Annotated in this window: 20 protein-coding genes; 10 read left to right on the forward strand and 10 right to left on the reverse strand. The window is 52.8% G+C overall.

Annotated elements, in window-relative coordinates:
* Positions 1-217: 217 nt before the first annotated feature.
* Both Pr1d_RS01765 and Pr1d_RS01770 read right to left on the reverse strand, forming a co-directional pair.
* Entirely contained in the window at positions 218-2,173 is a 1,956-nt protein-coding gene (locus tag Pr1d_RS01765; RefSeq protein WP_148071911.1) for a hypothetical protein, read from the reverse strand.
* Between the two features lie 11 nt (positions 2,174-2,184).
* Positions 2,185-4,551, reverse strand: a complete 2,367-nt coding sequence (locus Pr1d_RS01770) for a multiheme c-type cytochrome (protein ID WP_148071912.1) — start codon at positions 4,549-4,551, stop codon at positions 2,185-2,187.
* A gap of 312 nt (positions 4,552-4,863) precedes the next feature.
* On the opposite strand from Pr1d_RS01770, the gene Pr1d_RS01775 reads away from it, so the two are divergent.
* The gene (locus tag Pr1d_RS01775; RefSeq protein ID WP_210417855.1) at positions 4,864-7,251 is read left to right on the forward strand and encodes a PSD1 and planctomycete cytochrome C domain-containing protein; all 2,388 of its coding nucleotides are present in this window, start codon (positions 4,864-4,866) and stop codon (positions 7,249-7,251) included.
* Positions 7,252-7,261: 10 nt separating this feature from the next.
* Positions 7,262-8,698, forward strand: coding sequence for a DUF1501 domain-containing protein (locus tag Pr1d_RS01780; protein ID WP_148071913.1), 1,437 nt, complete (start codon positions 7,262-7,264; stop codon positions 8,696-8,698).
* A 289-nt stretch (positions 8,699-8,987) separates the two neighbouring features.
* Here Pr1d_RS01780 and Pr1d_RS01785 read toward each other — a convergent pair whose 3' ends face one another.
* Positions 8,988-10,265, reverse strand: coding sequence for a PQQ-dependent sugar dehydrogenase (locus Pr1d_RS01785; protein ID WP_148071914.1), 1,278 nt, complete (start codon positions 10,263-10,265; stop codon positions 8,988-8,990).
* Positions 10,266-11,587: 1,322 nt separating this feature from the next.
* Between Pr1d_RS01785 and Pr1d_RS01790 the strand changes: the two genes are divergently transcribed.
* Positions 11,588-12,211 carry a transposase gene (locus tag Pr1d_RS01790; RefSeq protein ID WP_148071915.1) on the forward strand — a complete coding sequence of 208 codons (624 nt, stop codon included), beginning with the start codon at positions 11,588-11,590 and terminating at the stop codon, positions 12,209-12,211.
* Positions 12,212-12,910: 699 nt separating this feature from the next.
* Here the strand turns inward: Pr1d_RS01790 and Pr1d_RS01795 are convergent.
* Both Pr1d_RS01795 and Pr1d_RS01800 read right to left on the reverse strand, forming a co-directional pair.
* A complete protein-coding gene (locus Pr1d_RS01795; RefSeq protein ID WP_148071916.1) occupies positions 12,911-13,588 on the reverse strand; it encodes a hypothetical protein in 678 nt (225 codons plus the stop codon).
* Between the two features lie 288 nt (positions 13,589-13,876).
* A complete protein-coding gene (locus tag Pr1d_RS01800; protein WP_148071917.1) occupies positions 13,877-14,512 on the reverse strand; it encodes a GNAT family N-acetyltransferase in 636 nt (211 codons plus the stop codon).
* Positions 14,513-14,739: 227 nt separating this feature from the next.
* On the opposite strand from Pr1d_RS01800, the gene Pr1d_RS01805 reads away from it, so the two are divergent.
* The 4 genes from Pr1d_RS01805 to Pr1d_RS01820 all read left to right on the forward strand — a co-directional run bounded on the left by Pr1d_RS01805 (position 14,740) and on the right by Pr1d_RS01820 (position 18,601).
* Entirely contained in the window at positions 14,740-15,753 is a 1,014-nt protein-coding gene (locus Pr1d_RS01805; RefSeq protein WP_148071918.1) for an aspartate-semialdehyde dehydrogenase, read from the forward strand.
* A 102-nt stretch (positions 15,754-15,855) separates the two neighbouring features.
* Positions 15,856-16,602, forward strand: coding sequence for a tRNA pseudouridine(38-40) synthase TruA (truA, locus tag Pr1d_RS01810; RefSeq protein ID WP_148071919.1), 747 nt, complete (start codon positions 15,856-15,858; stop codon positions 16,600-16,602).
* A 97-nt stretch (positions 16,603-16,699) separates the two neighbouring features.
* The gene (locus tag Pr1d_RS01815; protein WP_148071920.1) at positions 16,700-17,593 is read left to right on the forward strand and encodes a serine/threonine protein kinase; all 894 of its coding nucleotides are present in this window, start codon (positions 16,700-16,702) and stop codon (positions 17,591-17,593) included.
* 18 nt (positions 17,594-17,611) lie between these two features.
* Positions 17,612-18,601, forward strand: coding sequence for an acetyl-CoA carboxylase carboxyltransferase subunit alpha (locus Pr1d_RS01820; protein WP_148071921.1), 990 nt, complete (start codon positions 17,612-17,614; stop codon positions 18,599-18,601).
* A 220-nt stretch (positions 18,602-18,821) separates the two neighbouring features.
* Here Pr1d_RS01820 and Pr1d_RS01825 read toward each other — a convergent pair whose 3' ends face one another.
* Both Pr1d_RS01825 and Pr1d_RS01830 read right to left on the reverse strand, forming a co-directional pair.
* A complete protein-coding gene (locus tag Pr1d_RS01825; RefSeq protein WP_238476614.1) occupies positions 18,822-20,138 on the reverse strand; it encodes a BNR-4 repeat-containing protein in 1,317 nt (438 codons plus the stop codon).
* Between the two features lie 303 nt (positions 20,139-20,441).
* Positions 20,442-21,149: a CvpA family protein gene (locus Pr1d_RS01830; protein ID WP_148071923.1), complete on the reverse strand. Its 708-nt coding sequence runs from the start codon at positions 21,147-21,149 to the stop codon at positions 20,442-20,444.
* A 308-nt stretch (positions 21,150-21,457) separates the two neighbouring features.
* Here Pr1d_RS01830 and Pr1d_RS01835 point away from each other — a divergent pair, with 308 nt between their 5' ends.
* A complete protein-coding gene (locus Pr1d_RS01835; RefSeq protein WP_148071924.1) occupies positions 21,458-22,336 on the forward strand; it encodes a metal-dependent hydrolase in 879 nt (292 codons plus the stop codon).
* 66 nt (positions 22,337-22,402) lie between these two features.
* Here the strand turns inward: Pr1d_RS01835 and dtd are convergent, their stop codons facing one another.
* Complete coding sequence (gene dtd / locus Pr1d_RS01840) at positions 22,403-22,849, reverse strand: D-aminoacyl-tRNA deacylase (RefSeq protein WP_148071925.1); 447 nt, start codon at positions 22,847-22,849, stop codon at positions 22,403-22,405.
* Between the two features lie 78 nt (positions 22,850-22,927).
* Here dtd and Pr1d_RS01845 point away from each other — a divergent pair, with 78 nt between their 5' ends.
* Together Pr1d_RS01845 and Pr1d_RS01850 are read left to right on the forward strand one after the other, a co-directional pair.
* Positions 22,928-23,827, forward strand: a complete 900-nt coding sequence (locus Pr1d_RS01845; RefSeq protein ID WP_148071926.1) for a ZIP family metal transporter — start codon at positions 22,928-22,930, stop codon at positions 23,825-23,827.
* Complete coding sequence (locus Pr1d_RS01850) at positions 23,824-24,249, forward strand: DoxX family protein (RefSeq protein WP_148071927.1); 426 nt, start codon at positions 23,824-23,826, stop codon at positions 24,247-24,249. The genes Pr1d_RS01845 and Pr1d_RS01850 overlap by 4 nt, the downstream gene beginning before the upstream one ends.
* Before the next feature lie 24 nt (positions 24,250-24,273).
* On the opposite strand, the gene Pr1d_RS01855 is transcribed toward Pr1d_RS01850, so the two are convergent.
* Together Pr1d_RS01855 and Pr1d_RS01860 are read right to left on the reverse strand one after the other, a co-directional pair.
* Entirely contained in the window at positions 24,274-25,641 is a 1,368-nt protein-coding gene (locus Pr1d_RS01855; RefSeq protein ID WP_148071928.1) for an SLC13 family permease, read from the reverse strand.
* A gap of 138 nt (positions 25,642-25,779) precedes the next feature.
* The gene (locus Pr1d_RS01860) at positions 25,780-26,955 is read right to left on the reverse strand and encodes a hypothetical protein (RefSeq protein ID WP_148071929.1); all 1,176 of its coding nucleotides are present in this window, start codon (positions 26,953-26,955) and stop codon (positions 25,780-25,782) included.
* Positions 26,956-26,972 lie beyond the last annotated feature (17 nt).

Raw genomic sequence — 26,972 nt, forward strand, 5'->3', positions numbered from 1 at the left:
AGATAAAGACAAGAGCTGAAGAGCGCCCGAGACGCGCCCTCCTTACAGCCTAGTCACGAGATGCAAGGGGAGCAAGAAAAACGGTCCTTGCGGAACCGATTTTTCCAAATTTGGCAATCAGGAGTGCAAATAGATGTCGTCCTATGATGGGATTCCGCATATTACAGCAGCTTCCAACCGCCAACTATTCTCAGCCGTTGGCTAGCAAACCGCTAAATCAGAATTTCCGCCGCAGCTCCATTCGTGCCCCGGCAATGTCGGGACTGTCTTCAAACACGCCATACATCGCGTCGGTGCGGAAAATGAGCGTATGGCTCAGCGGCTTTTGGAACCGCAGTCCCACGGAATACTGGTCACCGACGGCGACGCGGGTATCTGGCGAATCCATCACCTGCACGGTGGCGGCTTCGAGGATTAATTGCTGTTCGAAGCAGTTGCCCAAGAGATCGATACCCACCGCGCCGCCAAAGGTGTTGTTGCCGGTGGCATCGAGGGTGGGATAGCCAGTCAACAGATCGCTCTCAAAGTTGATGCCGGTGTTCTTGAGTGGTCCCTGCAGACGTGCGACTGATTGGGGATGTCCAAAGCCAGCAAAAAAGTTTGCATAGGGAATCACGTTGTATGGATTTCGAGTTAGGAAACTATTCTCGACCAACAGCAGCAAGCCATCAGCCGTGCGATCCTCCTGCGGCAGATCTTGCCCCACGTTGACAATCATCCGCAGCGAGTTGGAGACAAGATTCGCATAGCGACGCGTATAGCTCGCGCCAAGGTTGTGATAACTGCGGCCCAGATTTTCGGTGTCGTCGAGAAAGGCGTAACCAATCTCAGCGTAACCACCTTTGCTTTCGATAAAGGTGGTGAGTCCCACCATGTTCGCTGCCCGGTTGTCTCCATCGAATGCGATGTTGCTGGTAATTTCGTCCAGGCCGACGAACAAAGTGGTGTCAAAGTTGGACCAATCGAGCAGAGGATTATTGCGTGCCGGGATCGTGGCGGCAACACCGAGAAAGGCGTCTTCCATCCAGACACCATTCTGAAACAACAGTGGCATCAGTCCCACGGCAAACGGCAAATTGAACGAGGCATATTGGTCGGTGAATCCGCCGATGATATAGCCCAGATCTCCTTCAAAGAAGAGTGTGTCCGTGCGTTGATCCCAAAAGTCCCAGGCGTCGTTGGTGGATAACTGGCCATTGTCATAGATGATGCTGTTGAATTCGTTCCCCTCATCCAACGGTCCCATGAACATGTGGATTCGCTCGGTGGCGGTGATGGCCCAGTCGAATTCGAGATTGAGTCGGTTCGCCCAGATCGTTTGTTCGTTGGCAACGTTTTGGTTGTAAGCAAGAGCGGAACGATAGTCGCCATACACATAGAACTTCTGTTGCGTCAGATTCGTGCAGCCAAATGCCGTCCCGGAGCGGGGCAGGGGGCCCGTTTCGTAGAAGGGTAGGCCCCATTCAATCGCGGGACGTTGAATAGGGTTCATGTATTTTCCGCCATAGATGGCCAACTCGCCGCACGAATCCCAACCGAATTGGCCATAATAGGGGTCCGGCGAGAAGTCGCCGCTGTTGTACTGAGCCCTGCAGCTACGTGGGTCGTGACACTGCTTGCCAACTACCATGATGCCACCGTCGAGCTCCGCCGGGGTCGGCAATCGCTCCCACGGAGGTGCATGCGCCGAGACCACTGCAGGGGCAATCGGTGAGGTAATGCCATAGCGTGTCGGTCCGCGCATATAACCAGGTGCACTCGGAGGAGGCGAAAAGCCAGGTGCCGGTTGGCACTGCGGTCCATGGAAAAGTAGCGGCGGACCAACGATTGGCCGAGTCACTGCAGGGAAGTCGAGAAAGAGGGAAGATTGCAATGGCGAATACGTCCACCATGGAAAAATCGAAGAACGATGCCCCGCGATGTTGCCAACCGGTGGCAAAGCCCAAAATTCATCGGGTCTGGCAACAGTCGTAGGTTGTGCACTCTTGCCCGTCACGGGTTCAATAGCCGGCAGTGGCCGAACAGCTGGTGAGGGTGTCGCCACCGATTCCGGCGCAGCAAAGAGTTCCTCTGCCTTCGCGTTCTGCCAGCCTCCCAACGCAATCACCAGCAACACCGCACAGCAAGCGCGGAATGTCGATGTAAATTTCAAGTTGGAACGGTGGTGAATCATCGAGTAGCTGGCTATTGAATCTCAAACTCATAGGAACTGTGATGGAAATCGGTGATCCCTTCGTTCATCGCCCGCTGCATCTCCATCGTCGCACCGCAAAACCGCATGAAGTAGATGGGCTGCGTCCGCATCCGCAACCGGAAAGAGAGCCGATAGTAACCAGGCTCCTTGATTAACTCGGCTGGGATTTTGTAGGGAGCCCGACGCGAACCGAGCGGTGCGAGCGACCGACCTTCCATACGAATAAAGGGAGGATGATTCATCACGGAAATCGGCTGCGCCCCCGGACGCAAGTAGGGCAACTGGTCGATGTCGACATTCACGGGCAAGAAGAATTCACGATCAGTACCTGTGGCTCCCGTGATGAGGAACATCGTCTGTAGATTGAATAATTGCCAATCGTAGGGAATCCGTTTGTTGCGGACATCTTCGGAGTGAATGTCCGCTACGTCCCCCCATCGATCCGTGTAACCCGATTCCCATACTCGTTGCCCACGCGGCCCAATCAGTACCACGTTGGCCCATAGCTGCGGTTGAGCACCCAACGAACCGCTGGGCATGTTGTGACCATCGTTTCTGTTGGTCACAATATAGTGGAATCGCAAGTCCTGTCCGCGTACGAGCGGCTTGTCGAAGAATGGTCCATCCACGTGGGAGCCATTCTCCATGATCTGGTGTCGACTGATGTCCTTCTTGCCGAGTTTCTTTTGGTTGTCGTCGATTACATCGCGGGCATCGTAGCGATCATCCACATTTGCCCATACTGGCGGGAAATTCACATAGAGGTTGCCCTGTTCAACCGCCTCCTCAAACGCCTCAGTTCCCCACCCTGCGCGGTAGTCGAACTGGAGCCATTCGAGCATTGACCATCGCAGCGCGTCCTTGTTGAAAGGGAACACACCGGGGTGAGCGATCGAGTAACCCGGGCCATAGAACACATGGTTGGCATGTTTGCGGTGGTCATTAACCGTCTTGCCGTTGACGACCGCCGCCGGGCCTGTTTCATAACCACTCGCTACGCCTGGCAGACGCCCCATGTGGCAGTCCTGACAAGATATTCCCTTCTTGCAGGCAGGGGAGGCACGATATTGCTCCCACACCACTTCTAACTTGATCCCCGGCTGTACGGCCACCTGATGACAGGAAACACAGAACTCGGGCTTCGAGAGTTGATCAAAATAGCATCCCGCGATGTGGATGTCCTGCCCCGGACCTTGCTCAGAGGGCGAAGTTTTGACTTTGAACTCATTTTTGTGAGCAATGACTTCCGCGACACCGCTGCCACCGATTGAACCATAAACGGGGGCGAAAATATCGCCAGGTTCAATGCGACGCTCACCGTTAACTTTGCCGTAACGCTGATTCACACGATGGCAGGCAACACAGGTAACCCCTTCGCGGGCAACCTGAGGCATATCCCACAATGGTGCTGCCCGTGAAATTCCCAAACTGACACCCGCCGGGGAATGGCAGCGGTAGCAAAAGTAACCAACAGTTGCCTGTGAGATGTCGTTAATCTTCTGCTCAAATTTTTGGAACATCGGCGAAACAGCCGCATAGGCATGGCTGGAAACGCTCCATTCCTCGAATAACTTTTCGTGACATGTTGCACAAGCAAAGGCAGAAGGATACAGGGAGTCGGCAACGTAGTCGCAATACGATTTTCTGTTCGGGTTAGAATCCGCAGTCGTCTGGGTGGGTAGGGAGTGAGGAGCAGCTCCCGTCGGAATTGGGGGTGGGGCGAAAGGGCTCTCTGTAGGGTGGCCGATCTCCTCTGCAGGTGCGGGCAGTGGAACCGGAACAGACTCTGAATCAAGTTCCTCGGTTTGTGCTGATGGATCTTCTGGCTCGTTGGCTGGATAGCTTGGCTCGCTCACGGGTGCTGATTCATCCGGAACCTCAACTGCAGGTAATTCAGAAGGGGTCTCTTCGGCAGGGGCAGCGTCTTTCCACAAGAGGTCAGCTGTGCCATCGAGCAAATCATCCGGATCACCTGAAGAGTCCGGTGACACTACGGCCTTGTCTGAAGAACTGTCTTTCAGGACCCGGCTTGCTACACGCAGTGGCTGGGGATACTTTACCCGGGGCACCCTCGCAGAAATGGTGCGAATCTCAGGTGGAATGACTTCAGGTCCCAAAGCGCTGGGGCCCTCGCTGGCCAAAGCCATCCACCCCGGGCAACCCGCCTGGGCCAAGGCCTGCTCGATCTTCTCCATCCGGTCTTCGGTATGATCGACAAGTTTGATATCCGTGTAGCGATTCGATTCAGGGGGGGGTTGCGGCTCCGCATGCCAATAGCCCACCAGCGTACCGATTACCACCACCATGGCTCCCCCGAGCCATGGCCATACGTTCAAACCAAGCTGTTTCCCCTTCATGCTGCGAACGTCCTTGTTCTGCAGTGATGCTTGTCTCGGATAACAGGCCAGCTCCTCCTAGATACTGGAGAATTCCAATTCAGCTAGCCAGAAATGGCGAGCACAACTGGCCCTTCAACTGATCGAACCGATCCGTTCGGCACATTGAGAACCACGCGTTTAACCGCTATATCTTAACGCTCTCGCTGCTAGCTCTTGGCCCACCGGTCGTGTAGAATAGCGTGATCGCAACTCCCGTTTGCCTCTGACGGTGTACAAGTTTGCAGCGGATCGGCATTTCTGCCTTCGAATCGCCTGAATTGGAGACCTTAAGTGCTCAATAGCAGTTTGCTAGCAAGGCTCGGACTCACTGTAGCCATAGTCGCTTACCACTTTGGCTACACGAATTGTCGCGGCGAGCATTCTGCTGTCGATTTCAACAGAGATATTCGCCCGATTCTCTCTGAAAATTGCTTCGCATGTCACGGCCCTGATGCAGAGACCCGTGAGGCAGATCTCCGTCTGGATCAGGAGGAATCAGCCCTTGAAGATCGTGGTGGATATGCAGCGGTCGTTGCAGGAGATGTCTCACTAAGTGAATTAGTACGCCGCATCGAGAGCGACGACAAAGACGAGCAGATGCCCCCTCCCGAGATGAAAAAGCATATCACGGACGATCAAGTTGTTCTCCTAAAACGATGGATCACTGAAGGTGCAGTCTGGTCACCGGCCTGGTCCTACGTTCCCCCGAAGTGGTGGGAGCCACCAGCCACTAAAGCAACTAATTGGAAACAGAATTGGATTGACCAGTTTGTACTAGCCAGGTTGGAGGAAGAAAATCTGAGCCCAAGCCCCGAAGCCGACGCCGTGACTTTGATACGTCGTCTGTCGTTTGACCTGACCGGACTTCCTCCCACGCCAGAAGTTGTTGATACGTTTATGGCCGATCCCAGCGATGAGGCCTACGAGCGACTTGTCGATGAGTTCTTGGCTTCGCCCCATTTTGGCGAACGCATGGCAATCAAGTGGCTCGATCTCGTCCGGTTTGCCGACTCGGTGGGCTATCACGGTGATCAAGGGCACAACATTTGGCCGTATCGCGATTATGTGATCCATGCTTTCAATGAAAACATGCCCTTCGATCAATTCACCCGCGAACAACTCGCAGGGGACTTGTTACCGAACAACGACGTAGACCAACTAATCGCTTCGGGCTACAACCGTTTATTGCAGACTTCCCATGAAGGAGGGCTCCAACTCAAGGAGTATCGTGCCATTTACCTTGCCGACCGGGTACGCAACGTGTCCCAAGTGTGGATGGGAGCCACGATGGGCTGCTGCCAATGCCACGATCATAAATACGATCCCTACACAGCGCAAGATTTCTACGCTATGGGGGCTTTCTTCGCGGATATCGATGATGAGTGGCACCTCCGGAATGAGAGTGGCGAGGTTGGCAATACCGATCCCACTGTACGCAAACCAGAGAAGGAAGTGCTTAGCGTCTATCAACGAGAAGAAATTGCTGAATTGGAAAAACTGCTTACCAAGCTCGATTCGGAAAAAGAGTCAAAGCAAATTGCCAAGTTGCGTGAGCAAAGGGATAATTTGGCAAACATCACATCGCCAACTATGATTACGGAATCTACGGAACCTCGCGTCGTTCGTGTTCTCGCCCGTGGTGATTGGCAGGATGAGAGCGGTGAAACTGTCACCGCTGCCGTTCCGAAATTCCTCGGCGATATCAGTCGTGTGAATCGGCGAGCGAATCGGTTGGATCTATCCAATTGGCTCACAGACCCAGAGAACGGGGTAGGGGGGTTGACCGCGCGGGTGATGGTCAATCGCTACTGGGCACTCATGTTTGGAGAAGGATTAGCCCGAGTGCTCGACGACTTTGGGGGCCAGGGCGAGCCTCCTTCTCACCCCGAGCTGCTCGACAACCTGGCTGTGGAGTACATCGAGAGTGGCTGGGATACCAAACACTTAATGAAACTGATCGCATTGAGCAGCGCTTATCGGCAGTCTTCTATGGCCGACGAGAAATTGCGGACTCGCGATCCATTGAACCGATTGCTCGCACGGCAGAACCGCTTTCGATTGCCTGCTGAAATGGTACGTGATACGACTTTGGCAGTGAGTGGACTCTTAGTGGACAAGCTCGGAGGTCGCAGTGTGAAACCTGCCCAGCCTGCCCACTACTACAAGAATCTGAATTTCCCCGAACGTGAATACGAACCAGATACCGGTGCCGAACAGTGGCGACGAGGAGTCTATATGCACTGGCAACGCACGTTTTTGCATCCGATGCTCAAAGCGCTCGATGCACCAACTCGTGAAGAATGTACGGCCAACAGACCTCGATCCAATACGGCCCTTGCTGCGCTGGTGCTACTGAACGATCCCAATAGTGTGGAGGCTGCCCGAGCACTTGCTGCGAGAATCTTGACTGATGAAGTGGCTCACACGGACAATGAAAGGATTCAACGCGCATTCCGCCTGGCAGTATCTCAGCAACCAGATGTCCGCCAACGACAAATTCTTGTGGACTTGCTCAGCGATAGTCGATCCTATTTCGCCACAAACTCAGCCGACAGGAAAAAACTACTGGAAGTTGGATCATCGCTAACAGGAAAGGAATTACCCGAGGCAGAGCTTGCAGCTTGGACCACCGTCTCCCGAGCGGTACTCAACATGAGTGAAACCACTACCCGCAACTAGAATCACTACTATGAACGAATCCTCGACAACTTCTTTCCAGCGCCAACTCTGCCGGCGAACATTCCTTGCTCAGACAGGGTTGGGATTAGGGACCGCCGCGTTGTCGACGTTGTTGGGCGGTGAATCACAAGCTGCTTCGAACCAGAGCATAGGACTTCCGACGTTGCCCAATCTGCCTCAGAAGGTGAAACGAGTCATCTTTCTCTGCATGGCAGGAGGACCTTCGCATCTAGAGACGTTTGACTACAAACCTGCTCTGGAAGAGATCAGTGGCCAGCCGATGCCGGAGTCCTATACGAAAGGACAACAGATCGCCCAACTACAAGGGCAGGAACTGATTGCCCAGGGACCGATGACCAAGTTTGGTCGCTACGGCAAGAGCGGCCAAACCATGAGCGACTTTTTCCCCTACCACCGGGAAATCGCGGACGACATTTGCATTATCAAATCGATGGTTACCGAGCAGATCAATCATGATCCAGCACACACTTTCATGAACACTGGTACTGTGATCAGTGGCCGACCTTCGATGGGATCGTGGGTTAACTATGGTCTGGGATGTGAAAATAAGTCGCTTCCTGGTTTTGTCGTGCTCGTCTCTCAGGGAGGTCGCAACCCGCAGCCGATTGCCTCAAGACAATGGTCGGCGGGTTTTTTGCCCAGCCAATATCAAGGTGTCCCTTTCAATTCCACCGGTGATCCGGTCCATTACATCAACAATCCACCAGGGGTATCCGGCGATTTGCAACGACGCGTCGTCGATAGTGTGTTGGCACTCGATGGCCATCGACAAGACCACCTTCATGATCCTGATCTGACAGCCCGTCTCGCAGCATACGAAACAGCGTTCCGCATGCAAACCTCAGTGCCAGATCTGGTCGATATGTCCGATGAACCACAACACATCCTCGATATGTATGGTGCCGTACCTGGCGATGGTTCGTATGCGTCGAATTGCCTCTTGGCGCGCCGCCTAGCCGAACGTGGCGTTCGCTTTATTCATCTTTACCACCGAGGTTGGGATCATCACGGCGACTTGGTCCAGCACATGAATACCTGTAGCGGATTGACCGATAAGCCGACAGCGGCCCTAGTGATGGATCTCAAGGCACGAGGCATGCTTGAGGATACGTTGATCGTGTGGGGAGGCGAATTCGGTCGCACACCGATGTTCCAGGGCAAAGGGGGCCCGGGACGCGATCACCACATCAAAGGTTTTTCCATGTGGGTGGCCGGTGGTAATATTCGACCCGGGATCTCTTATGGTGCTACCGACGAGCTAGGCTACAACGCTGTGGAGAATCCCGTCCATGTTCGCGATCTGCACGCTACAATGCTCCATCTATTGGGAATTGACCACAAACATTTTACGGTCAAGTTCCAAGGACTCGACATGCGGCTCACGGGTGTGGAAGAAGCCAAAGTGTTGCACGACATTCTGGTGTAAATCAAAGTGAAAATCATAGCAAGAATACCCGCGAATCACGCGGATATAATCGGATTTGTCGCGAGGCTAATTCACACCGGAAAAAATAGATTCTTCATTCCTAGTGCTTTGTCATTGCCAAGAATTAGGGTGGGTGACGACAGAACCACCTACTGGGACAATACTTCTGTCGTCACCCACCCTAAATTTCGATATTGTCAAAGCACTAGCTTCTTCCTATCTGCGATTATTCGCGTGATTCGCGGGCTCCTCATTTCATCTTGAGAAATACCTTTAAGAAATCACTCGCTTATTTCTCGGCAGGCGCAAACTTGTAAATGTCCTGTTCGGTGGTGAAGTAAACTTCTCCCTGGTCGTCTTCTCCGAAAGTCATGACGGGGAAGCCCTTCTCTTGGATCAGGCGATTAGCCGTAACCACCTCATTCTGGAAGTCGTACCACAAGGCCCAAACTTTTCCGCTCACGTAATCAGCATACAGATAGGCTCCCTCCAATTCAGGAACCTTCCTGCCTCGATAGACATGCCCTCCTGTAATCGACTTTCCCACATCGTGATGGTATTCCCATATGGGCTCAATCAGAGTTTCGCACTCTGGGAATCCAGCAGGACCAAAGGGATGTTGGCCCTCTCGAAGGTTCCAGCCGTAGTTGCCACCGCGTTGAATGATGTCGATTTCTTCCCATGTATCCTGCCCAACATCAGCTGCCCAACAGGCCCCGGTCTTGCGGTCAAAGGTTACTCGCCAAGGATTGCGTAGTCCGTAGGCCCAGATTTCCCCCCGTGGAAAACAGTTCGCACCAGCAAAGGGGCCATCTTTGGGGGGAGCCGGTTGCCCATAGAAAGGATTGTCCTTGGGAATCGCGTAGGCCAAACCTTCGTCCTTGTGGTCTACGTCGATTCGCAAGAGAGCACCTAAAAGAGTATGTGTATTTTGCCCATTCATGTGGGGATCATTCCATGCTCCCCCATCTCCAACCACGATGTAAAGAAAACCATCGGGACCGAATGCCACAGTACCACCATTATGATTCCAATACGGCTCTTTAATTTCTAGCAGGATTTCTTCACTGTCGGGATCCGCCTCTTCAGGGTTATCCTTCTTGGTGCGAAACCTAGAGATACGAGAACTATGTGGATTGTCTTTTGAAGGAGTAGGGGTGTAGTAAACGAAGAATTCTCCGTTCTCCTTAAACCGTGGATGAAATGCGAGTCCCAAAAATCCTTCCTCGCCCTCCCACTCCTTGAAAGGCACAACGCGATCACGAATGTCGAGAAACAATTGCATCTCTGAAGTGTTGGGGTCGTTTTCAAAGGAGTGGATTGTGCCGTATTGGGTCGCCACAAAGAGTCGATTCGATCCATCACCGGAACCCGTGATTATTAAAGGCCGTGGCTTGATAGGCTTTCCCGTGTCGATTCCAGTGATCCAGTCCGGCCACTGCAGTTCTGGAAACGCAGGAGCCACTTCGACTGGTAGCGGTGACTCATCTAATTCAGCCCGCAGCTCACAAGTGATCAGACCAAGCCAACAGACTCCTAGAAACACCTTCTTGAAACACTCTGTCATCGAGAAACCTCATTCTTGTTGAGCGGCAATTTGTACTTGGACCAGATAGCATACTATTGACCACGCGTTCTCCCAGCAAGGAGTAGAAGGGCGTGTGGCAGGAGAACTGCAAAGTACGTCGGCATTGATAGGAAAATGACCAATGTACAATTTTCAATGACCAATTTCGGCAGGAATCTTGACTGTCTTGGTCATTGGTCGTTGGTCGTTGGTCATCGGAATTTGTTCTTTCTTGGTGGAAGGTTTCATTGTCGCGATTGGGAAAAGAATCTCTACAACGATTCTTGGGCCATGGGAGAGTCGAGAGCCAGACGTGTTAGGCCGCACGAGCGGTGTAAAGTTCACGATTCTTTTTCGATCCTGCGCACCGAAGGAGGGGTTTTGTCGCCGCACATTTTGTCGCAAACCTTCTCTACAAAACAAAACCCCCTCTCAATCTCTCGGTCCGGTGGGCTTCAACTCGTTGGCCGATCAAGACTTACGCGAATCACGCTGCCTCGGGGGCGGTAGGGTTTTGAAAACTAAACCCTACGAATCTAGCCTCTTCCTGCTCGTCCAAATCGCCAAACTCGTTTAGCGCGCGGACCTGTCACGAGCAAACCCGTAAGTCCATACGGGCGATAGTGCGTTCCGATTACTTATCGCACGTACCATTATCAAGATGCCGGGGAGAAATTCCACAACGATTTTTGTGCCAAGCGGAAAACAGCCGCGCAGCAACGATTGGTTACTCAAACTGAAAAGGAGAACCACGGATTGCACGAATTTCACGGATAAATGGAGACGAAACCGTACATATATTCATCGAGTAGGTTTGAGCAGATGGTGGGTGTGATTTTGAACCATCGAATGAGTTTCGTCCCGTTTTCGTGGGACTTGCTCTATCCGAGAAATCCTTGTTATCCGTGGTTACCGTAGTCTTGCTTTTCACTTTGAGTTGGTTAGCCGTAAACGTGAGTGACCGGAGGAGATCGGGATACTGGGGGCTGCGGGCGAGGGAATCCATGCGGGCCGCGAATCGCGGCAGTTCCGGCGAGGTCACTGGTGACTTGTGCCAGAGTAGATGCAACTAGCAAGTCGCTCTCGAGTCGTTGAAAACCTATTCCCCTGGTTCCCATTCTCCGGTTTGGAATACACTATCTGCGAGGCTCCGCCTGCCATTCGCACCGCGTTCCCGCAGAGTCGCCTTTTGCTCCGCAAAAGTAGCGGGAAAGGGAAAAAAGAGCAGATATAATTGGGGCTCTGATAAGACCCTGTATCATCGTAAGCGCTTTAGAGACCACAGGTTCTAAGCTCTCTCGGCGTTTTGCAATGATCGAAATGTGCATGTCCTTTTTGTCGTCCTTTCGATTGATAGAAAGAGTTACAATGCACTTCCAGAATCTCTGACGATTCGTGAATGCTGTTTTCAAGTCGAACAGGCAGGCTTTCGCTGCAAAAAGATCGTCCTCGCAACGACTCTGTTAGATGCCGACGAGTTTTCGGTGAACGATTTAGCCTTGCTCTATCGTGCGCGGTGGCATGCAGAACTTGATCTAAGATCATTAAAAACGGTTATGAAGATGGACGTCTTGCGTTGCAAGACCCCAGAGCTTGTTCACAAGGAAATCTGGACACACATCCTCGCCTACAATCTCATTCGCACGATCATGGCACAAGCGGCTACCAAACACGACATCGAACCGCGATCGATAAGTTTCAAAGGCACGATCCAAACACTAGACGCCTTTCAACCAGTCATTGCGAGCATGGGCCAAAACGACCCTGCATGCTGCAGGCAGCTCTACGAACAGTTACTTGATTGCGTCGCAAGTCATCGAGTCGGCAATCGACCCGACCGGTTTGAACCACGGAAAGTTAAACGCCGATATGGATCCTATGATTGGCTTACCAAACCAAGAAAAGAAGAAAAAATGCTGCTAGTGAAGAGACATAACGAGATCTAAGCGACATTCGTTTGGCACGCCGACGCTGTTCGAATTTTCACGCCGGTGGCAGTCAAGGTTCTTGGTAACGGGACCGGGATTCAACTCTGCCGACCGAACGAACCCGCCTGCCTAGTCCGGCTCGCGTTCTGCCGTGACGCTTCTGTTTCCGTTTTCAACGCTGTAATAGTCGAGACGGACAGATATGCCAGCGTTGCCAAGGCGACGCAATGTGGATGCTGAAATTTCGAAGTCACAGAGTCCAACTGCGAACACTCCAGTGAATACCGTTACCGACCCGCCAGTGTCGTCTATCCGTCGGGTCAAGTCGGATGTATGGCACAGCTGTAAGTCAACCAGGTCTTCAAGGAATTCCGACACATCGTGACCGTCAAGGATCTCAAAAAGGGGTCAAAGGGGTCGGGAGTCTTTGATTGACTAAGTTAATCGCAAATCGCGTGCCGAACAGTATTGGCTGCGTCCCCTTTTCTCCCACCTGAGTCTCCTTGCCCTCATGGGCGCTTAAGACTCTCATAACATATGGATCTCTTTTTGGGGAGCAGGCCAGGATGAAGTCTCCGACGACCAGGCCGCCCACCAGTTGGCGAGTGACGGCGAGTCCGCCACTCAAAGAAAAGGAAACTCTGTGGTTAATGAGAGACACATCGCAGAGCGATAGAGAAAGCGTCCCCACGCGGAGCGTGGGGACGAGGTGGATTGTTAGTCGGCGTCGACGGGTGGATGAACATGAATGTGGATATGTGGTGCCACTCCAATACCATCCAAGGGGCGGTAGCTGAAGCCGTAGCCATAATCACCGTACAGTCCACCATATCCGTTGTAAAAACTGTCGACGTTGGAAGCGTCGAGAGACGTTTCCTCTTGTTTGGCCAGACCTCGTTCGGCATCATTTTGAGCTTGGATCTGTAGAGAACGCTCTTCGGTCGAGGCTGCCTCGTTTTCGTCGCGATTGATATCGGCGTAAGATTTTTGTGTGGCATTATTGATCGCTTCAGCCTGCTTGAGATGAGCCCTTCGAGCGATTTCAAAGTCCTCCTCTCGTTTGCGATTCATTTCTTCCTGGTGATCAAACTTAAGCAGCCACAGTTTCATCTGAACGGGCGATAGGTTTTCTAGTTCTGTCATGTACTGCTTGGCTTCGGCAGGAGTGATCTTGGCCGACCGCTGACAGTACTCTTGCACCCAGGCGCGGGCCTTGAGCATCGTCGGGCTGTTCCAAATCTTTTCACGTTCAGCGGCAGTATTGATCGTAGTGGCCGAACTCGCCTGATTGGTACCGCTGGGACGGCGAGAATTCGCGTTTTGGCTGATGGCGGCCGTCGCCAGGCCAAACAATACAATTGCAGCGCAAACAGATATAGAAAGGATGCGGTTCATGGTTTCGTCTCCCAATTATTGTTGGTGGTGAGTAGGGCATTCATGAGGGGCGATGACTCGACCACTCTATAATAACAACTAAGAGGAAAGTACTCCAGGATAGATTGCAAGGCGATCTATTCATCCACGATTGGTGAAATTCCTCTGAAAGTCCAATGAAAACGTATAGGGGGTTTCTGAAAACTAGATGCACTAGAACAAGTGAGCGATCTGCAAGTGAATTCCCAGTTCGCTTATGATGAGCCCCTATCGACGAGAGATGAACCATAGGCATTTATTGCAATGTTTTTAGGTCGAACGTGACTCGCGGCACATTAACCAGACCGTAGGACCGTCTTTCAGATCAACTTCGTTTTCTATCTGAAATCCGAAGTGTTCGTAGTAGGATATATTCTCGGGCAATGAAGTCTCCAGTGCTATCTTCCGGCCAGTCGCGTCGCACTCTTCAATTTTAGATTTTAGCAGACCTGCTGCATGCCCTTGTCCACGCTCCGACTCGGTAGTTGCCAAGGCTAGCAGATACCAATACGGTTGCTGAGGATGGCGCTCCGCTAGGTCTGTGAATCCTTGCCGAACTTCATGAATTCGCTTGCCGTGGGCGAGTCGCATAGCAAGGGACTCCGCCAATCTCTCCCAGCGGTTCGGGGCAGGGGGGTAGGGCGGGGTCCAGACTGCCACGCTCGCCAACTGGCCCTGACAGGTTCGGCTCACGGAGACCAAACCTGGTGCAATCCGCGGAGCAACCAATCGGCGAAAGAGCCTCTCGCTAGCGGCAAGCCGTAGTCGCTCGTCGGGGAAAAGCCAACGCTGCAATGGATCATTTGCTAGTGCTGCGGCCAAGAGCCTCGAAATTGCCGAGATCTCGCTGCGATTTGGTTGCCTATCCAGGACTCGATGTGTCGCAGGGGCGATAGCATTTGCCACTTTGCAGGTTCCTTGAGTGACAGGACGTTGGACGACTAGTCAATTCAAATTTAGCTTACCTTGAGACCTGTAAATGCAACTTTTATCTCTTTCGCGAAGTTGTCGAGGGCTGGGTTGACTGATTATAATGAGGGGCCAATCGCCTGGAGACTGAACCAGCCTGGGTGGATTCGGGTCTACCAGACAATTTGACCCTCGTTATTCCCTTAAATTTTTGGAGCCAGAACGTGTTTGATTCGATCGCCATCGTGGGTGCTACTGGTGCCGTAGGCACTTTGATACGACAAATGTTAGAAGAGCGGAATTTTCCCTACGAGAAAATCACGTTCTTGGCATCCGAGCGATCTGCCGGCACTAAAATCACTTTTAAGGGTGAAGATCACACGGTCGAGCTACTCCGTCCTGAAGCATTTGAGGGAATCGACTTAGCCATCGGCAGTACACCTGACCCTGTGGCAGCGGAGTTTTGTCCCTGGGCGGTCGAGCGGAATTGCATTGTCGTCGATGAAAGCGGCTATTGGCGGATGGATCCCAAAGTCCCCTTGGTCGTTCCCGAGATCAATCCCGATGCAGCGCTCAATCATCAAGGAATCATCGCCAGTCCCAACTGCTCGACCACCCAGATGGTCTTAGCGATGAAACCGTTGCACGATGCGGGAATCATTCGCCGAGTGATTGTGAGTACCTATCAGGCTACCAGTGGGGCAGGAGTACAAGGACAAGAAGACCTCGTCGCGGGAAGCCGTGCATTTCTAGAAAACGAAGATTATAAGTATCAGGTGTTTGCCCATCCGATCGCTTTCAATCTCATCCCACAGATTGGCTCGGCCAAACATGAGGGTTACACGAGCGAAGAGATGAAGATGGTGTTCGAGACCCAGAAGATCTTTGGCGACGACTCCATTCAAGTCTGCCCGACATGTGTACGCGTGCCGGTTGAAAACTGCCACAGCGAGAGTATTCTCGTCGAAACCGAGAAGAAGATTACGGCAGCTGAGGCCCGCGAATTGTTCGCCGCCACTCCAGGGATCAAAGTGATCGACAATCTCGCTGCCGGTGAGTACCCCATGCCTGCCGATTGCAGTGGTGACGACGCAGTATTCATCGGCCGCATCCGCGAGGATCTTTCTTGCGACAATGGTTTAGCATTCTGGTGTGTGAGCGACAATCTGCGTAAAGGCGCTGCAACAAATGCTGTGCAGATCGCTGAGTTGCTGGTTCGTTCACAAGCCGCGGTCTGAGGTGAGTAAGAAGCCAATTTCGTCATTCCCACGTAAGCGGGAAACCGGCTGGCCAGCCTAGATACTGGATCCCCGCCTGCGCGGGGAAGACGGGTTCGCGCGATGCCGACGTTCAAACTCACAATTGCCTACGACGGCACAAAGTTTTCCGGCTGGCAGGCACAACCAGACCGTCGCACCGTTCAGGGAGCCGTGCAGGATGCATGGCAGAAGATCACGAGTGAATCGGTCCAGGTAACGGCCAGCAGCCGCACCGATGCCGGAGTCCATGCGCTGGGGCAGGTCGTAGGTGTCAGCTCAGCCACGCATCTGACCGCCGAGCAACTCCATCGGGCACTCAATGCCTTGCTGCCACCAGATGCGGTTGTGAAAAGAGTTGACGCTGTGCCGGATGGGTTTCACGCCACTTACAATGCCGTCGGCAAACGCTATCGCTATCGCATCCACAATGACCGATGTCGACCGTTGTTTGATCGCGACACCGTCTGGCATGTCCCGCAGGTATTAGATGCCAATGCGATGCATCAAGCTGCAAAAGTACTGATCGGTACGCATGATTTCGCCAGTTTTCAGTCGGCAGGCTCTGAACGGGAATCCACTGTGCGCACGATCTCATGCATCGAAGTGCGGCGTGTCAAAGGAGAACATGAATCCCTGCTGGAAATCGATGTCGAGGGAAATGGGTTTCTCTACAACATGGTACGAATCATCGTTGGCTCACTAGTGGAAGTGGGACTGGGCCGACGTGACGAGGCGTGGCTTGCAGCATCCCTCAAGGCTTGTGATCGGCGTCAGGCCGGAAGAACGGCACCTCCCCAGGGATTGTGCCTAATGCGCGTGGATTACTGAGCGGGAAACACTCTTTCGCCGACTCACTGTTGTGACTAGACTGGCACTTTCTAGCAAGTGTTCCTGCAGTAATCCTCAAGCCGCAAATAGAGAATTCATGGCATCTGCCGGTAAAGAATTTGTTGGCCCTTACAGGCTGTTTTATTTAATCCGAGCCGGGGCGATGTTCGAGATTTGGGCGGTGAAGCCGATTGGCAAAGACGAGCCATTTGCCATGAAGTGGCTCCCCCCAGGGCCAAAACATACGCGCCAATCCTCTGGAGAGTTGAAGCACGAATACAATGTTGGCAAGACGTTGGATCATCCTTCAGTGATCAAGACCCTTGATTTCGGTACAGAGAAAAAAGACGGTACCTACCTGATCATGGAACTGTTCAAGACCCCCAACCTCAAGCAGCAGATCCATGATGGCGTCGAGCAGCTTCATTGGAGACTGGAAGAGATTCTTGGAGCAGCCGCTCTTTCGGTCGAGTACATGCACAAGCAGGGTTGGACCCATCGCGATATCAAGCCCGATAATTTTCTCGTCAGCGATGAAAATGAAGTACGTTTGATCGATTTCACTTTGGCCAGGAAGATCAAGACAGGAATCTCGAAGCTGTTCGGCAACAAGGCGCCGGTGCAAGGAACTTATAGCTACATGGCCCCCGAGCAGATCCGCGGCAAGGAAGTTGACGAGCGGGCCGACATCTATAGTTTTGGCTGCATGGTGTACGAATTGATGACCGGGAAGCTACCCTACACGGCCAGCAGTTCCACCGAACTTTTGAACAAGCATCTCAAGGCACGCCCGCAACCAATAAGCATGCTGCAGAAGAATGTGCAACCAGAGTTCGCCAATCTGGTGCATCGTATGCTCGAAAAGGACCCCAATGATCGCCCCGATACCCTGATGGAGTTCTACCGCGAACTCAAAGCAGGTCGCTGCTTCCATATCAAGCCAAAAAAGCCCGTAGAAAAGCCGCCGAAAGATCACGACGAAGGCGTCTGATCGCGGTATAATCCAACCATGCCAGGATACGACTTCCGACTACCGTTTGAGCAACCCATCTTCGAACTGCAAGAGCAGATCGATACGCTCGAAGCCAACGAAACAAACTCGCCCGAGCTGCGCGAGCGGATTCGGGAATTACGCAAGCAACTCACCGAAACAACCAAGGCGATCTACAACCATCTCGATCCCTGGGAAACCGTCCAGGTGGCCCGCCACAAGGAGCGTCCCAAGTTCACCGACTACCTCGACTTGGTATTCGATGAGTTTGTAGAACTCCACGGCGACCGGTTCTTTGGAGACGATCGTGCCCTTCGCACCGGTTTTGCCAAATTGGACGAATACAAGGTCCTCGTCGTCGGCCACGAGAAGGGAAAAACGCTCAAAGAGCGGAACGAGTGCTATTTTGGCTGTGCCCATCCTGAGGGCTACCGCAAGGCGATGGAAAAGATGAATCTGGCCGCGAAATACGGCCTGCCAATCATTGCAATGATCGACACCCCCGGTGCCTATCCGGGCATTGGAGCCGAAGAACGCGGTCAGGCGATGGTGATCGCCCAGAGCATGATGGAAATGTCGCGATTCAAAACTCCGATTATTTGCGTTGTGATCGGCGAAGGAGGCTCCGGCGGGGCACTGGGAATCGGCGTAGGAGATCGCGTCGCGATTTTGCAACACGCTTATTATTCGGTTATCAGCCCCGAGGGTTGTGCCGGAATCTTGTGGAAAAGTCATAACTACGCCGAGCAAGCAGCCCAGGCGTTGCGGATCACTTCCAAGCATCTGAGTGAAATGAAAGTCGTCGACGATGTGATCGAAGAACCCTTAGGTGGAGCCCACCGCGATCATCACCAGATGGCGGGCCGGATGAAGGTTTATCTTTTGAAAACCCTCCGCGAACTTCTGCGAAAGCCAACCGACAATCTGCTTGCCGAGCGCTATGAAAAGTTTCGCCGCATCGGACCGTTTCTAGAGACTCCGCCAGCCGTTGGCGAGCCGGTTGCATAACCTTGGGCGAGCCGGATTTGTCAGCATCCGACACCTTAGGCGAGCCGGATGCGTCAGCTTCCGGTAGGGTAGCAGTAGAGAGAATCCTGACATCAGAGCATCTACCACGAACGTCCGATAATCACTGTTATGTTCGTTTTAGAGGTGTTTTTCCTCGGGAATTGGCATGGGTCAGCTTAAACCGCCACCCTTTTCAATTGTATCAGAAGTCACTTGGCAGCTACTCTAAACTCACACGCTCAGGCCGTGCATTGTCTGCCTTCATGGACCTCGGCAAGGCGAAAACGGCGCCCTCTTGGTTGCAAAAGTAAAGTGTTGAAGACGAGGGTTTTCGGCCATGGCCATCAGCCCAGAGGGCATAAAAATCAGGGTGGACGTTTACGGGACGGCGAACGTAATCGTGGTTTCGTGCGCTGCGGTGAGTAAGTAAAGTCTGCATCTCCCAGTGGTGGCCTAAATCGCGGGAAATCCACTGGACGATCTCGCCCCCCGGGTTGTAGGGTTGAGGTCCCCTTTCAGTCGGGGCAATGATCTGCCAGATTCCAGCTTTGCTCAGCCACAACGACCCCATGTCGTAATTATTGTCGGAATGCATTGCCTCTTGAATATCCCAATCGCTACCAGTCCAACGTGCCGTATTCCAAATTCTCGGGTCGTTCTGGGGTCCCGATTCGTAGCCTGCACTGGTCAGAAACAGGATGATTGGTCTGTCGTTTTCATCATACCGGATGTCTTTCAGATAGACGTTCAATCCTTCGGACTCGTAGTCATTAACAAGTGCGACGTTGGCCGAATCGGTTAGCGGCACCTGCACTCGATCTCCTGCGATCGATTGCCAGGATTTTCCAAAATCGGGGGTTTCAAGGTAATACAGGTTAGTACGCCAATTAAGCCCCTTCCCGTGAGGGTGGTAATTGAACGCCGAGCCTACTTTTTCTCTTCCAATTGCACTGATCTGATAGTGTCCTTCCTCAATCGCTGCCAACCGCTGCAACGGGTTCCAGGTGAATCCATCCGAACTGCTCATGAAACATAGAGTTCTTGCCGCTGGAGATTGGTATTTGGTGAAGAAGCAGGCAAACCCACGCTTCGTATCATGCCAAGCCTGCATGTAGGAGAAGTTCGAAATTTCAACCTCTTCATTTGATTCCTGGCGAGTAGCTTGCACAAGTTCAAATTCTGTGACATCGTAGGGCAGTTTGCTGCGGTGAATGTAAGAAGGGCGACTCGTACCATGGGAAGTTGAAAATACCCAAATGTGACCGGCACCATCGACGGAAAGGACGGGATTGTCGTGGGCGTCATTCGTATGTTTGTCGAGTAGAATAGTTGGCCGGGGAACAGACTTCGTCTCATGATCGAAGTACGAGACCAAGTGCATCAGGTGGCGATTGTCATCCTTCGTCGCACCTCCGTAGCAGAAGAAAGTTTTCTTCGCTTGTTCACAATAGACTGCAAATGGTTGGTGCTTTGCGCAATAGGTTGCCATGCCGCCGCTATATTTGTAAGCATATTCGTCGCCCGACGGTTGGTTCATATACCATATGCCTCGATATCCATCAGCCTTTTGGTTGAGTGTGATATCGGTTTTTGGAACAGGCGACGATTGCAAAGTAGAATCTTGAGCATGGCTTGAAAAAAACCAAGCAAATGAAATCAACGAAAAGATCAAACCTTGCCCGGAATACCTTGCCAAAAGGCTGGCCTGTCGAGCATCTCTAAACTCAAGGGTGATTTGCATGGAGTCAATATAGACTCACTAGCTTCCCCGTTGAAGAGTGTGCCCCAAAGAGAGCGCGCGAACAGACTCTTCGTCCATGGCCAACACGAAAATGCAGAATTAATATTGCCTGCCACCAGCCCCCGCTGCCTGGGAATCCGGAGGCCAATTCGCTGTGGGCTGCGTGGGGGTGGAGACGGGTTGGCCGACTGGGTTGGATCCCGTTGTGGGCGTTGAGCTAGGCCACTCGGGAAATGCCGCCGAAGGCCAATTGGCTTGCCCACTGTGCTCATGATGGTGTTGGCCGCCGGGGTCGAGTTGCTCGTTGATTCGATGCAAATAAGGGCCAATCACATCATGAATCTCCGGCGGGACGACCGCGTCAGTTTTGTCCAGCATTGCGACGATATAGCGGCCAGTCTGAGAGGCAATAATCTGTTCCTTTTGTGGCTGAGGCAGCAGAGATACCGCGAAGAAGGTAATCGCCGTGCAAAGCAGCACACCTTTGGCAAAGCCGAAAATCCCACCCATTTGGCGGTCGAATGTTTCGAGTTTCACCCGATCGATAACTCCCGAAACGATTCGGAATAAACTCCAGATCAAAAAGGAAACCACCATGTAGATCACCAGCATGGCAACAAACTTATTGAGTGGTGGAGGGGCAATTCCCGCGAACTTGGGCGCCAAGTGATCGGCAAAGCGCAAAGCAACGAAGTAACTCAACACCAACGAAGCCAAAGAAGCAATCTGCCAGGCCATGCCTTTCCACATACCAAAAATTGTGGCGGCAACGAGTACGACCAACATCAGGACGTCGTAAATCTGCATGAGATTGATTCTGCATACGGGGTTTTCAATGGATTTCGGGCTGCGGAAGTATATCGAGGGATGATGACGCGGCGAAGGGCAATTAATGAAGCGTATCCGGCTATTCACGTTCTGTCATTTCGAGGTACTCCGAGAAATCTGACCAGATCCCGCCATGGCGAGTCACCCGTGGAGACCCTAGGAGTTACTCGGGATGACATATCTCGTCTGCTAGCAGTGCTAGCAATCGGGTATCTCTGGCAATCAGTTAAGACTTCTCCTATTCTCCCGCTCTCGAATTTCCTCTCCTCGTACTACTTACATATTCTATGGCTGGATTCAAGACACATATCACTACCAGCACGGTGCTGGGCGTCGGCTATGGCGCGGTCGGTGCTTACTATGGGCTGCCCTGGGAGTCTTCCATTATCGCTGGTGGACTGTGCGGAGTTGGCGGGATGTTGCCTGATATCGATAGCGACACGGGAGTCCCATTTCGCGAGTCTATGTGTTTTGCCGCGGCCATCATTCCTGTCCTACTTTCAACAAGGTTGGCCGAGCTAGGACTGAACCACGAACAATACGTGCTGGCGGTGATGAGTTCGTATGTATTCATCCGCTTCGGCGTCGGAAAAATGATTAGGAAATATACGGTCCATCGTGGAATGTTCCACAGTCTTCCGGCTGCAATGACGTTTGCCGGACTGGTTTTCTTATTCTCTGGTTCGGACAATCTCCAGTTGCGTTATTTCAAGGCCGCCGGCTTGTTGCTTGGGGTGATGTCGCACCTGATGCTCGATGAAATCTATTCCGTTGAATGGGCCGGAGGAAGGTGGCGATTCAAGAAATCCTTTGGGACGGCGATGAAACTGTGGGGCCATAGCACATGGGGGAACCTCTCCACCTACGCCAAGCTGATCCTTGTGTACGCAATGATTCTAGGTGAACCGATGGTGATGGAACGCTATGGCACAAACTACTCCATCGCAGTGGACCTTGATAGGTGGCGAGTGCGAACGGAGAGCGAGATGGCCGGGACACCGTATCCAGGAACACTCCCGACCGCAGGAGTTGTACCACCAGGGTACGCCCAGCAAAACCAATATCCTCAAGCCCCCAACGGCGAAACAACTCCACCCGACGATGTTGACCGCACGATCTACGATACGGCGCGGCGATTCTGGCGCAGTATGGGAGGCGCGAAATAGTGAAACAGTTGAGAGATAAGAGTTGATGGTGGAGGGCAATTTCACTCAACCCCCCACTCTCAACCCTCAACCCTTCTCCGTATCGATCCAAATTGTCACGGGTCCATCGTTCACAAGTTCCACTTCCATGTGAGTGCGGAACCGGCCCATGGCAGTTGAGATCCCCTGCTCAATCAATCGAGCGACGAATTTCTCGTACATTGCCTCCGCCATTTCTGGTGGTGCCGCCGAGATGAAACTGGGCCGACGGCCCTTGCGGCAATCGCCGTAGAGGGTGAATTGACTCACCACCAAAACTTGACCCTCGACGTCCGCTAGGGAGCAGTTCATCTTGCCATCGGCATCCTCAAAAATACGCAGACCGACGATCTTGTCGGCCAGCCAGTTGAGTTCGGCGTCGGTATCTGCAGCAGCGACTCCCAAGAGCACGAGTACCCCCCCGCCGATCTTCCCGACGGTTTCGGAATCGACAACGACTCGGGCGCGGGAAACTCGTTGAATACATGCTCTCATAACGTATCTCCAGACGCTAAGTCTTACAGCTCACCGTCGCGCTTGTCGCACAGGGTTTCCGGTGCCATACTTCACCCCATGAATTCCAATGTACTGCTCACCTATTATTGTCTGTTGGTTCTGTTGGTGTCCATCGCCGGTGGGATGATCCCCATCTGGATTCGGCTGACCCATCGCTGGATGGAATGCGCTGTCAGCTTCGTGGCCGGAGTGATGTTGGGGATTGGACTTCTTCACATGCTGCCCCATGCGCTAGAGCAGGCGACAAGCTCTGGATTGCCCCCCGCAGCAGCCAACATGCAGGTCATGCTGTGGCTTTTGGCGGGTCTATTGGCAATGTTTTTCATCGAGCGTTTTTTTTGTTTTCACCACCATGAAGTCGAAGATGGTGAAGTCACCTGCCATCATGGTCCTGAGAGTGGCCATGATCACAGCCACGGTCACAATCTCTCTTGGAGCGGCGCTGCATTGGGACTCACGCTGCACAGCGTGATCGAAGGGATCGCCCTGGCAGCAGGCGTAGCCCACGGACATGAGTCGGTGCGACTAGCGGGATTCGGTACGTTTCTAGTAATAGTCCTGCACAAGCCGTTTGATTCCATGACGATCGCCACGCTTATGGCCCACGGCGGCTGGTCGCTCACCTGGCGACACGTGGTCAACGGGCTATTTGCATTGGCAATCCCACTGGGGATCCTCATATTCCGCTTCGGCATGATGAGCGAAGGGGGCGGAGGCGAAACCTTGTCTCACGCGTTGGCTTTCGCTGCAGGTACGTTCCTTTGTATCGCGCTGAGCGACCTCCTGCCGGAACTGCAATTCCACGACCACGACCGCGGCAAACTCTCGGCAGCGTTGTTATTGGGCCTAGCCCTGGCCTGGGGAATCAGCCAACTCGAGAGCACAACCCATTCGCACCCCCCTGCCCTGCCGACCGAGACTATACAAAATGTCCCAACTGAAATCCTCCAGCCATGACAATCGAAACTAAGCTAGACAGGCTTACTAAACCTGCAATTCTTTTCGCACGAATTGCCCTGGCGGCATCATTTCTCTCAGCAGTAGCCGATCGGTTCGGCCTGTGGGGTGAAGCAGGCTCCGGCGAAGTTGCCTGGGGCAGTTTTCCTGCATTCGTCGAATACACAGGGATGCTGCTTTGGTTTCTTCCGAAGTCGTTGGTAATCGTCTCCGCCTGGATAGCAACGATGCTTGAAGGCCTGTTGGCGATTGGACTGCTCATCGGATACCGGCTGCGACTTGTCGCGCTGGCCAGCTGCCTATTGTTGCTCTCTTTCGCACTATCGATGACATTCAGTACCGGAGCAGAAGGCCCCTTGTCCTACTCTGTTTGGACCGCTGCAGCAGCCGCGTTATTACTTGCTACGCATCCTTCTGTATGAAGAGCATTTGAAGATCCAAAAAATTCACCCAAACACCAACGAAGAATAAATCGTCACTACAACCACTCCCATCAGATTCAATACAAAACCTTCCCTTGCCATCTGACGAACCGTCACGCGCCCCGAACTAAACACCACTGCATTCGGCGCTGTTGCGACTGGGAGCATGAACGCAAAACTGGCGGTCAGCGCGGCGGGGACCATGAGCAACTTTGGATCGATGTCCGTCGCAGTTGCCGTTGCTGCCAGTATTGGCATCATGAGGCTGGCGATGGCAGTGTTGCTTGTCACTTCGGTCATGAAGGTTATCGTCAAGCACAAGAAACCGATTAACAGGGGAACAGGCAACGTCGACAAAGAAGCGAGTTGGTCGCCAATCTCTTGGCTCAATCCGGACTGAATAAATGCTTGAGCGATGACAATGCCACTGCTGAAGAGCAACAAGACACCCCAGGGAATCTTCACCGCTGTTTCCCAATCGAGCAGCTGCTCCCCCTTGCCGTTTGGAATCAAAAACAACGCGACGACTGCGAGCAAGGCAATACTGGCATCGTTGGCCCCGGGCAAGTTCAATAACTCTCGCCAGCCACCAAACGGATCAGAGCGGGTGATCCACAAGAGGGCTGTGGTGGCAAACACGGCGAGAGTACGAATTTCCTCTTTCCGCCACTCGCCGACGGGAGGAAGTTCGATTCTTGTCGTTGATTCGATCCGTCTGGTGAGCCACAGCCAGATCAAGGGGATCATTATCAGCACGATGGGCAGAGTCCAACTCATCCACGTCAGAAAACTTATCTCTTCGCCCACGAGCGATTCGTAATTTTGCATGAAGATCAAATTGGGAGGGGTTCCGATGGGCGTGCCAATGCCTCCCACACTGGCAGCGTAGGCGTATCCCAAGAGCAACGCCAGCGAGAGTCGTTCGTCAGATACTTTTTCAATGACAGCAACCACGATAGGCAACAGCATCAGCGTCGTCGCCGCATTGGAAATCCACATACTCAGGAATGCAGATGCCAACATGAATCCCAGCACCAGCCGTCGGCCATTGGTTCCCCCCAAGATAGAAACCATTCCCAAGGCAATCCGGCGATGTGTTCCGCTGCGTTCCATGGCAGACGACAACATGAAGCCGCCGGTTAATAGTAGGATCATCGGATTACCGTAGGCGGCTCCCACCTCGTCGGCTGTAAGTACACCGACCAACGGGAACATAGCCAATGGAATCAGCGAAGTTGCTGGAATAGGAATCGGTTCAAGAACCCACCATAGGGCAGTGAGCGCGGTAATGCCGGCCGTCCAAGCAGCGGCAGAAGGCAATCCTTGCCAATAAAGCAGGTACCCGAGCAAGACAGCGACAACTGGTCCGAGCCAGAGTGCCCATTGTTTCATCGATTTCCTCCTGAGATGGTTTTTTGCACTAGTCTAGCGTCAGCCGGCGGGCAATTGAACCATCTAGAAGAGGAAAGGACCAATTTCTAATGGCCAATGACCAATTCTTGAATCAGCAAATCACTGACTCACTGGTCATTAAGAATCCTCGTTGGTAAGCTCTTGAGCGTTTTGCTCTGGCGGTGTTTGCTCAGCAGTCGCAACATTGATTGCACCGAGCATCTTCTCCAGCTTGGTGCCAAATAATCCGCCCTTCTTACCCTTTCTGGAATAACTCACACGACAGGCGAGTTTGGGCTTCACCCAGGTTACATCATCCATCTGCACGGGAACGAAGGGTTCGTAGATCTTGTATTCTGAGAGTTGATCTCCCAATGCTTTCAGTTCCCGCACCTTCATTTGGGGAACGACTTGCCCCACATGCTGTAGACGACCGAAGTTCTCCCCAGCGAGCACCAAATAGTAGACGATTCCCGCTTCGTTCGCTCGATAGCCGATGATAACGCAATCGGTTTCAGACCGCTCGGTGGGCTTTTTGGTGATTTTTTTCTTTTTCCCCTCTTCATCGGTCAAGTTTTGAGTGCCTCCCAATTCCTCCACGGCTTCCTCGAGCGACTGATCTTTTCCCTCGCCTTTCTGAGCTTGCTCCGCAATTGCTCCCATCAGGTCTTGATCGACGGGCTTGGCAAATCCCCAATCCCAAAGTCTCTCGTAGGGAATTCCCCCGATCACCAGCACCGACATCAAGACTGCCACCACGCCGCTCACAGCGGTGTGACAGACCCATTGCTTGGCGGGTAATTCATGGATTCGTAGAAGCCAAGGTCGAATTGGCTTGAGAAGGATATCGAGCAAACCAACTTCGCTGTCGTCGCGAATGAGCAATATGAATGCAGCGAAATGACAAACGGCTACTGAAATCCCTCCGATCAAAAGCTGGATGAGCGACCAACGTGTACGTGCGATACTCCCTGCGGAAGTAAGGAAGCGAGCAGCGATGCTCTCAGCGATCACTACTGCGACACACCCTATCATCAACCAAACCCACTCTGGCATATGGAATGACGACGCGTCCTCACTTGCCACCATTGGCTCGACATCGCCGTCGCTGTTCTCTTCCCAGTTCTGGTCAATCTCCACAAACGAGCCGATACTGGCATACCAACCACACTTCCGGCAGACTAGCGAATCATGGGCATCAATCAGAGCACCGCATTTTTCACAAGATGGCAGCGAGGAATCGACGCTTTCTGTTTCCTCTGTATCTACGCTAATAGCAGTCTCTTCTTCGCTGGGCAATTCTTCGTAGCTCATCGAGTGAACCTCTGGTG

Source organism: Bythopirellula goksoeyrii (assembly GCF_008065115.1).
In the GTDB taxonomy this organism is placed as follows: domain Bacteria; phylum Planctomycetota; class Planctomycetia; order Pirellulales; family Lacipirellulaceae; genus Bythopirellula; species Bythopirellula goksoeyrii.

Bases quoted from the DNA above. Each gene is read 5' to 3' on its own strand.
- Pr1d_RS01765 (WP_148071911.1), bottom strand. From the start codon at position 2,173: ATGATTCACCACCGTTCCAACTTGAAATTTACATCGACATTCCGCGCT.
- Pr1d_RS01770 (WP_148071912.1), bottom strand. From the start codon at position 4,551: ATGAAGGGGAAACAGCTTGGTTTGAACGTATGGCCATGGCTCGGGGGA.
- Pr1d_RS01780 (WP_148071913.1), top strand. From the start codon at position 7,262: ATGAACGAATCCTCGACAACTTCTTTCCAGCGCCAACTCTGCCGGCGA.
- Pr1d_RS01785 (WP_148071914.1), bottom strand. From the start codon at position 10,265: ATGACAGAGTGTTTCAAGAAGGTGTTTCTAGGAGTCTGTTGGCTTGGT.
- Pr1d_RS01795 (WP_148071916.1), bottom strand. From the start codon at position 13,588: ATGAACCGCATCCTTTCTATATCTGTTTGCGCTGCAATTGTATTGTTT.
- truA (WP_148071919.1), top strand. From the start codon at position 15,856: ATGCCGACGTTCAAACTCACAATTGCCTACGACGGCACAAAGTTTTCC.
- Pr1d_RS01815 (WP_148071920.1), top strand. From the start codon at position 16,700: ATGGCATCTGCCGGTAAAGAATTTGTTGGCCCTTACAGGCTGTTTTAT.
- Pr1d_RS01820 (WP_148071921.1), top strand. From the start codon at position 17,612: ATGCCAGGATACGACTTCCGACTACCGTTTGAGCAACCCATCTTCGAA.
- Pr1d_RS01825 (WP_238476614.1), bottom strand. From the start codon at position 20,138: ATGAACCAACCGTCGGGCGACGAATATGCTTACAAATATAGCGGCGGC.
- Pr1d_RS01830 (WP_148071923.1), bottom strand. From the start codon at position 21,149: ATGCAGATTTACGACGTCCTGATGTTGGTCGTACTCGTTGCCGCCACA.
- Pr1d_RS01835 (WP_148071924.1), top strand. From the start codon at position 21,458: ATGGCTGGATTCAAGACACATATCACTACCAGCACGGTGCTGGGCGTC.
- dtd (WP_148071925.1), bottom strand. From the start codon at position 22,849: ATGAGAGCATGTATTCAACGAGTTTCCCGCGCCCGAGTCGTTGTCGAT.
- Pr1d_RS01845 (WP_148071926.1), top strand. From the start codon at position 22,928: ATGAATTCCAATGTACTGCTCACCTATTATTGTCTGTTGGTTCTGTTG.
- Pr1d_RS01850 (WP_148071927.1), top strand. From the start codon at position 23,824: ATGACAATCGAAACTAAGCTAGACAGGCTTACTAAACCTGCAATTCTT.
- Pr1d_RS01855 (WP_148071928.1), bottom strand. From the start codon at position 25,641: ATGAAACAATGGGCACTCTGGCTCGGACCAGTTGTCGCTGTCTTGCTC.
- Pr1d_RS01860 (WP_148071929.1), bottom strand. From the start codon at position 26,955: ATGAGCTACGAAGAATTGCCCAGCGAAGAAGAGACTGCTATTAGCGTA.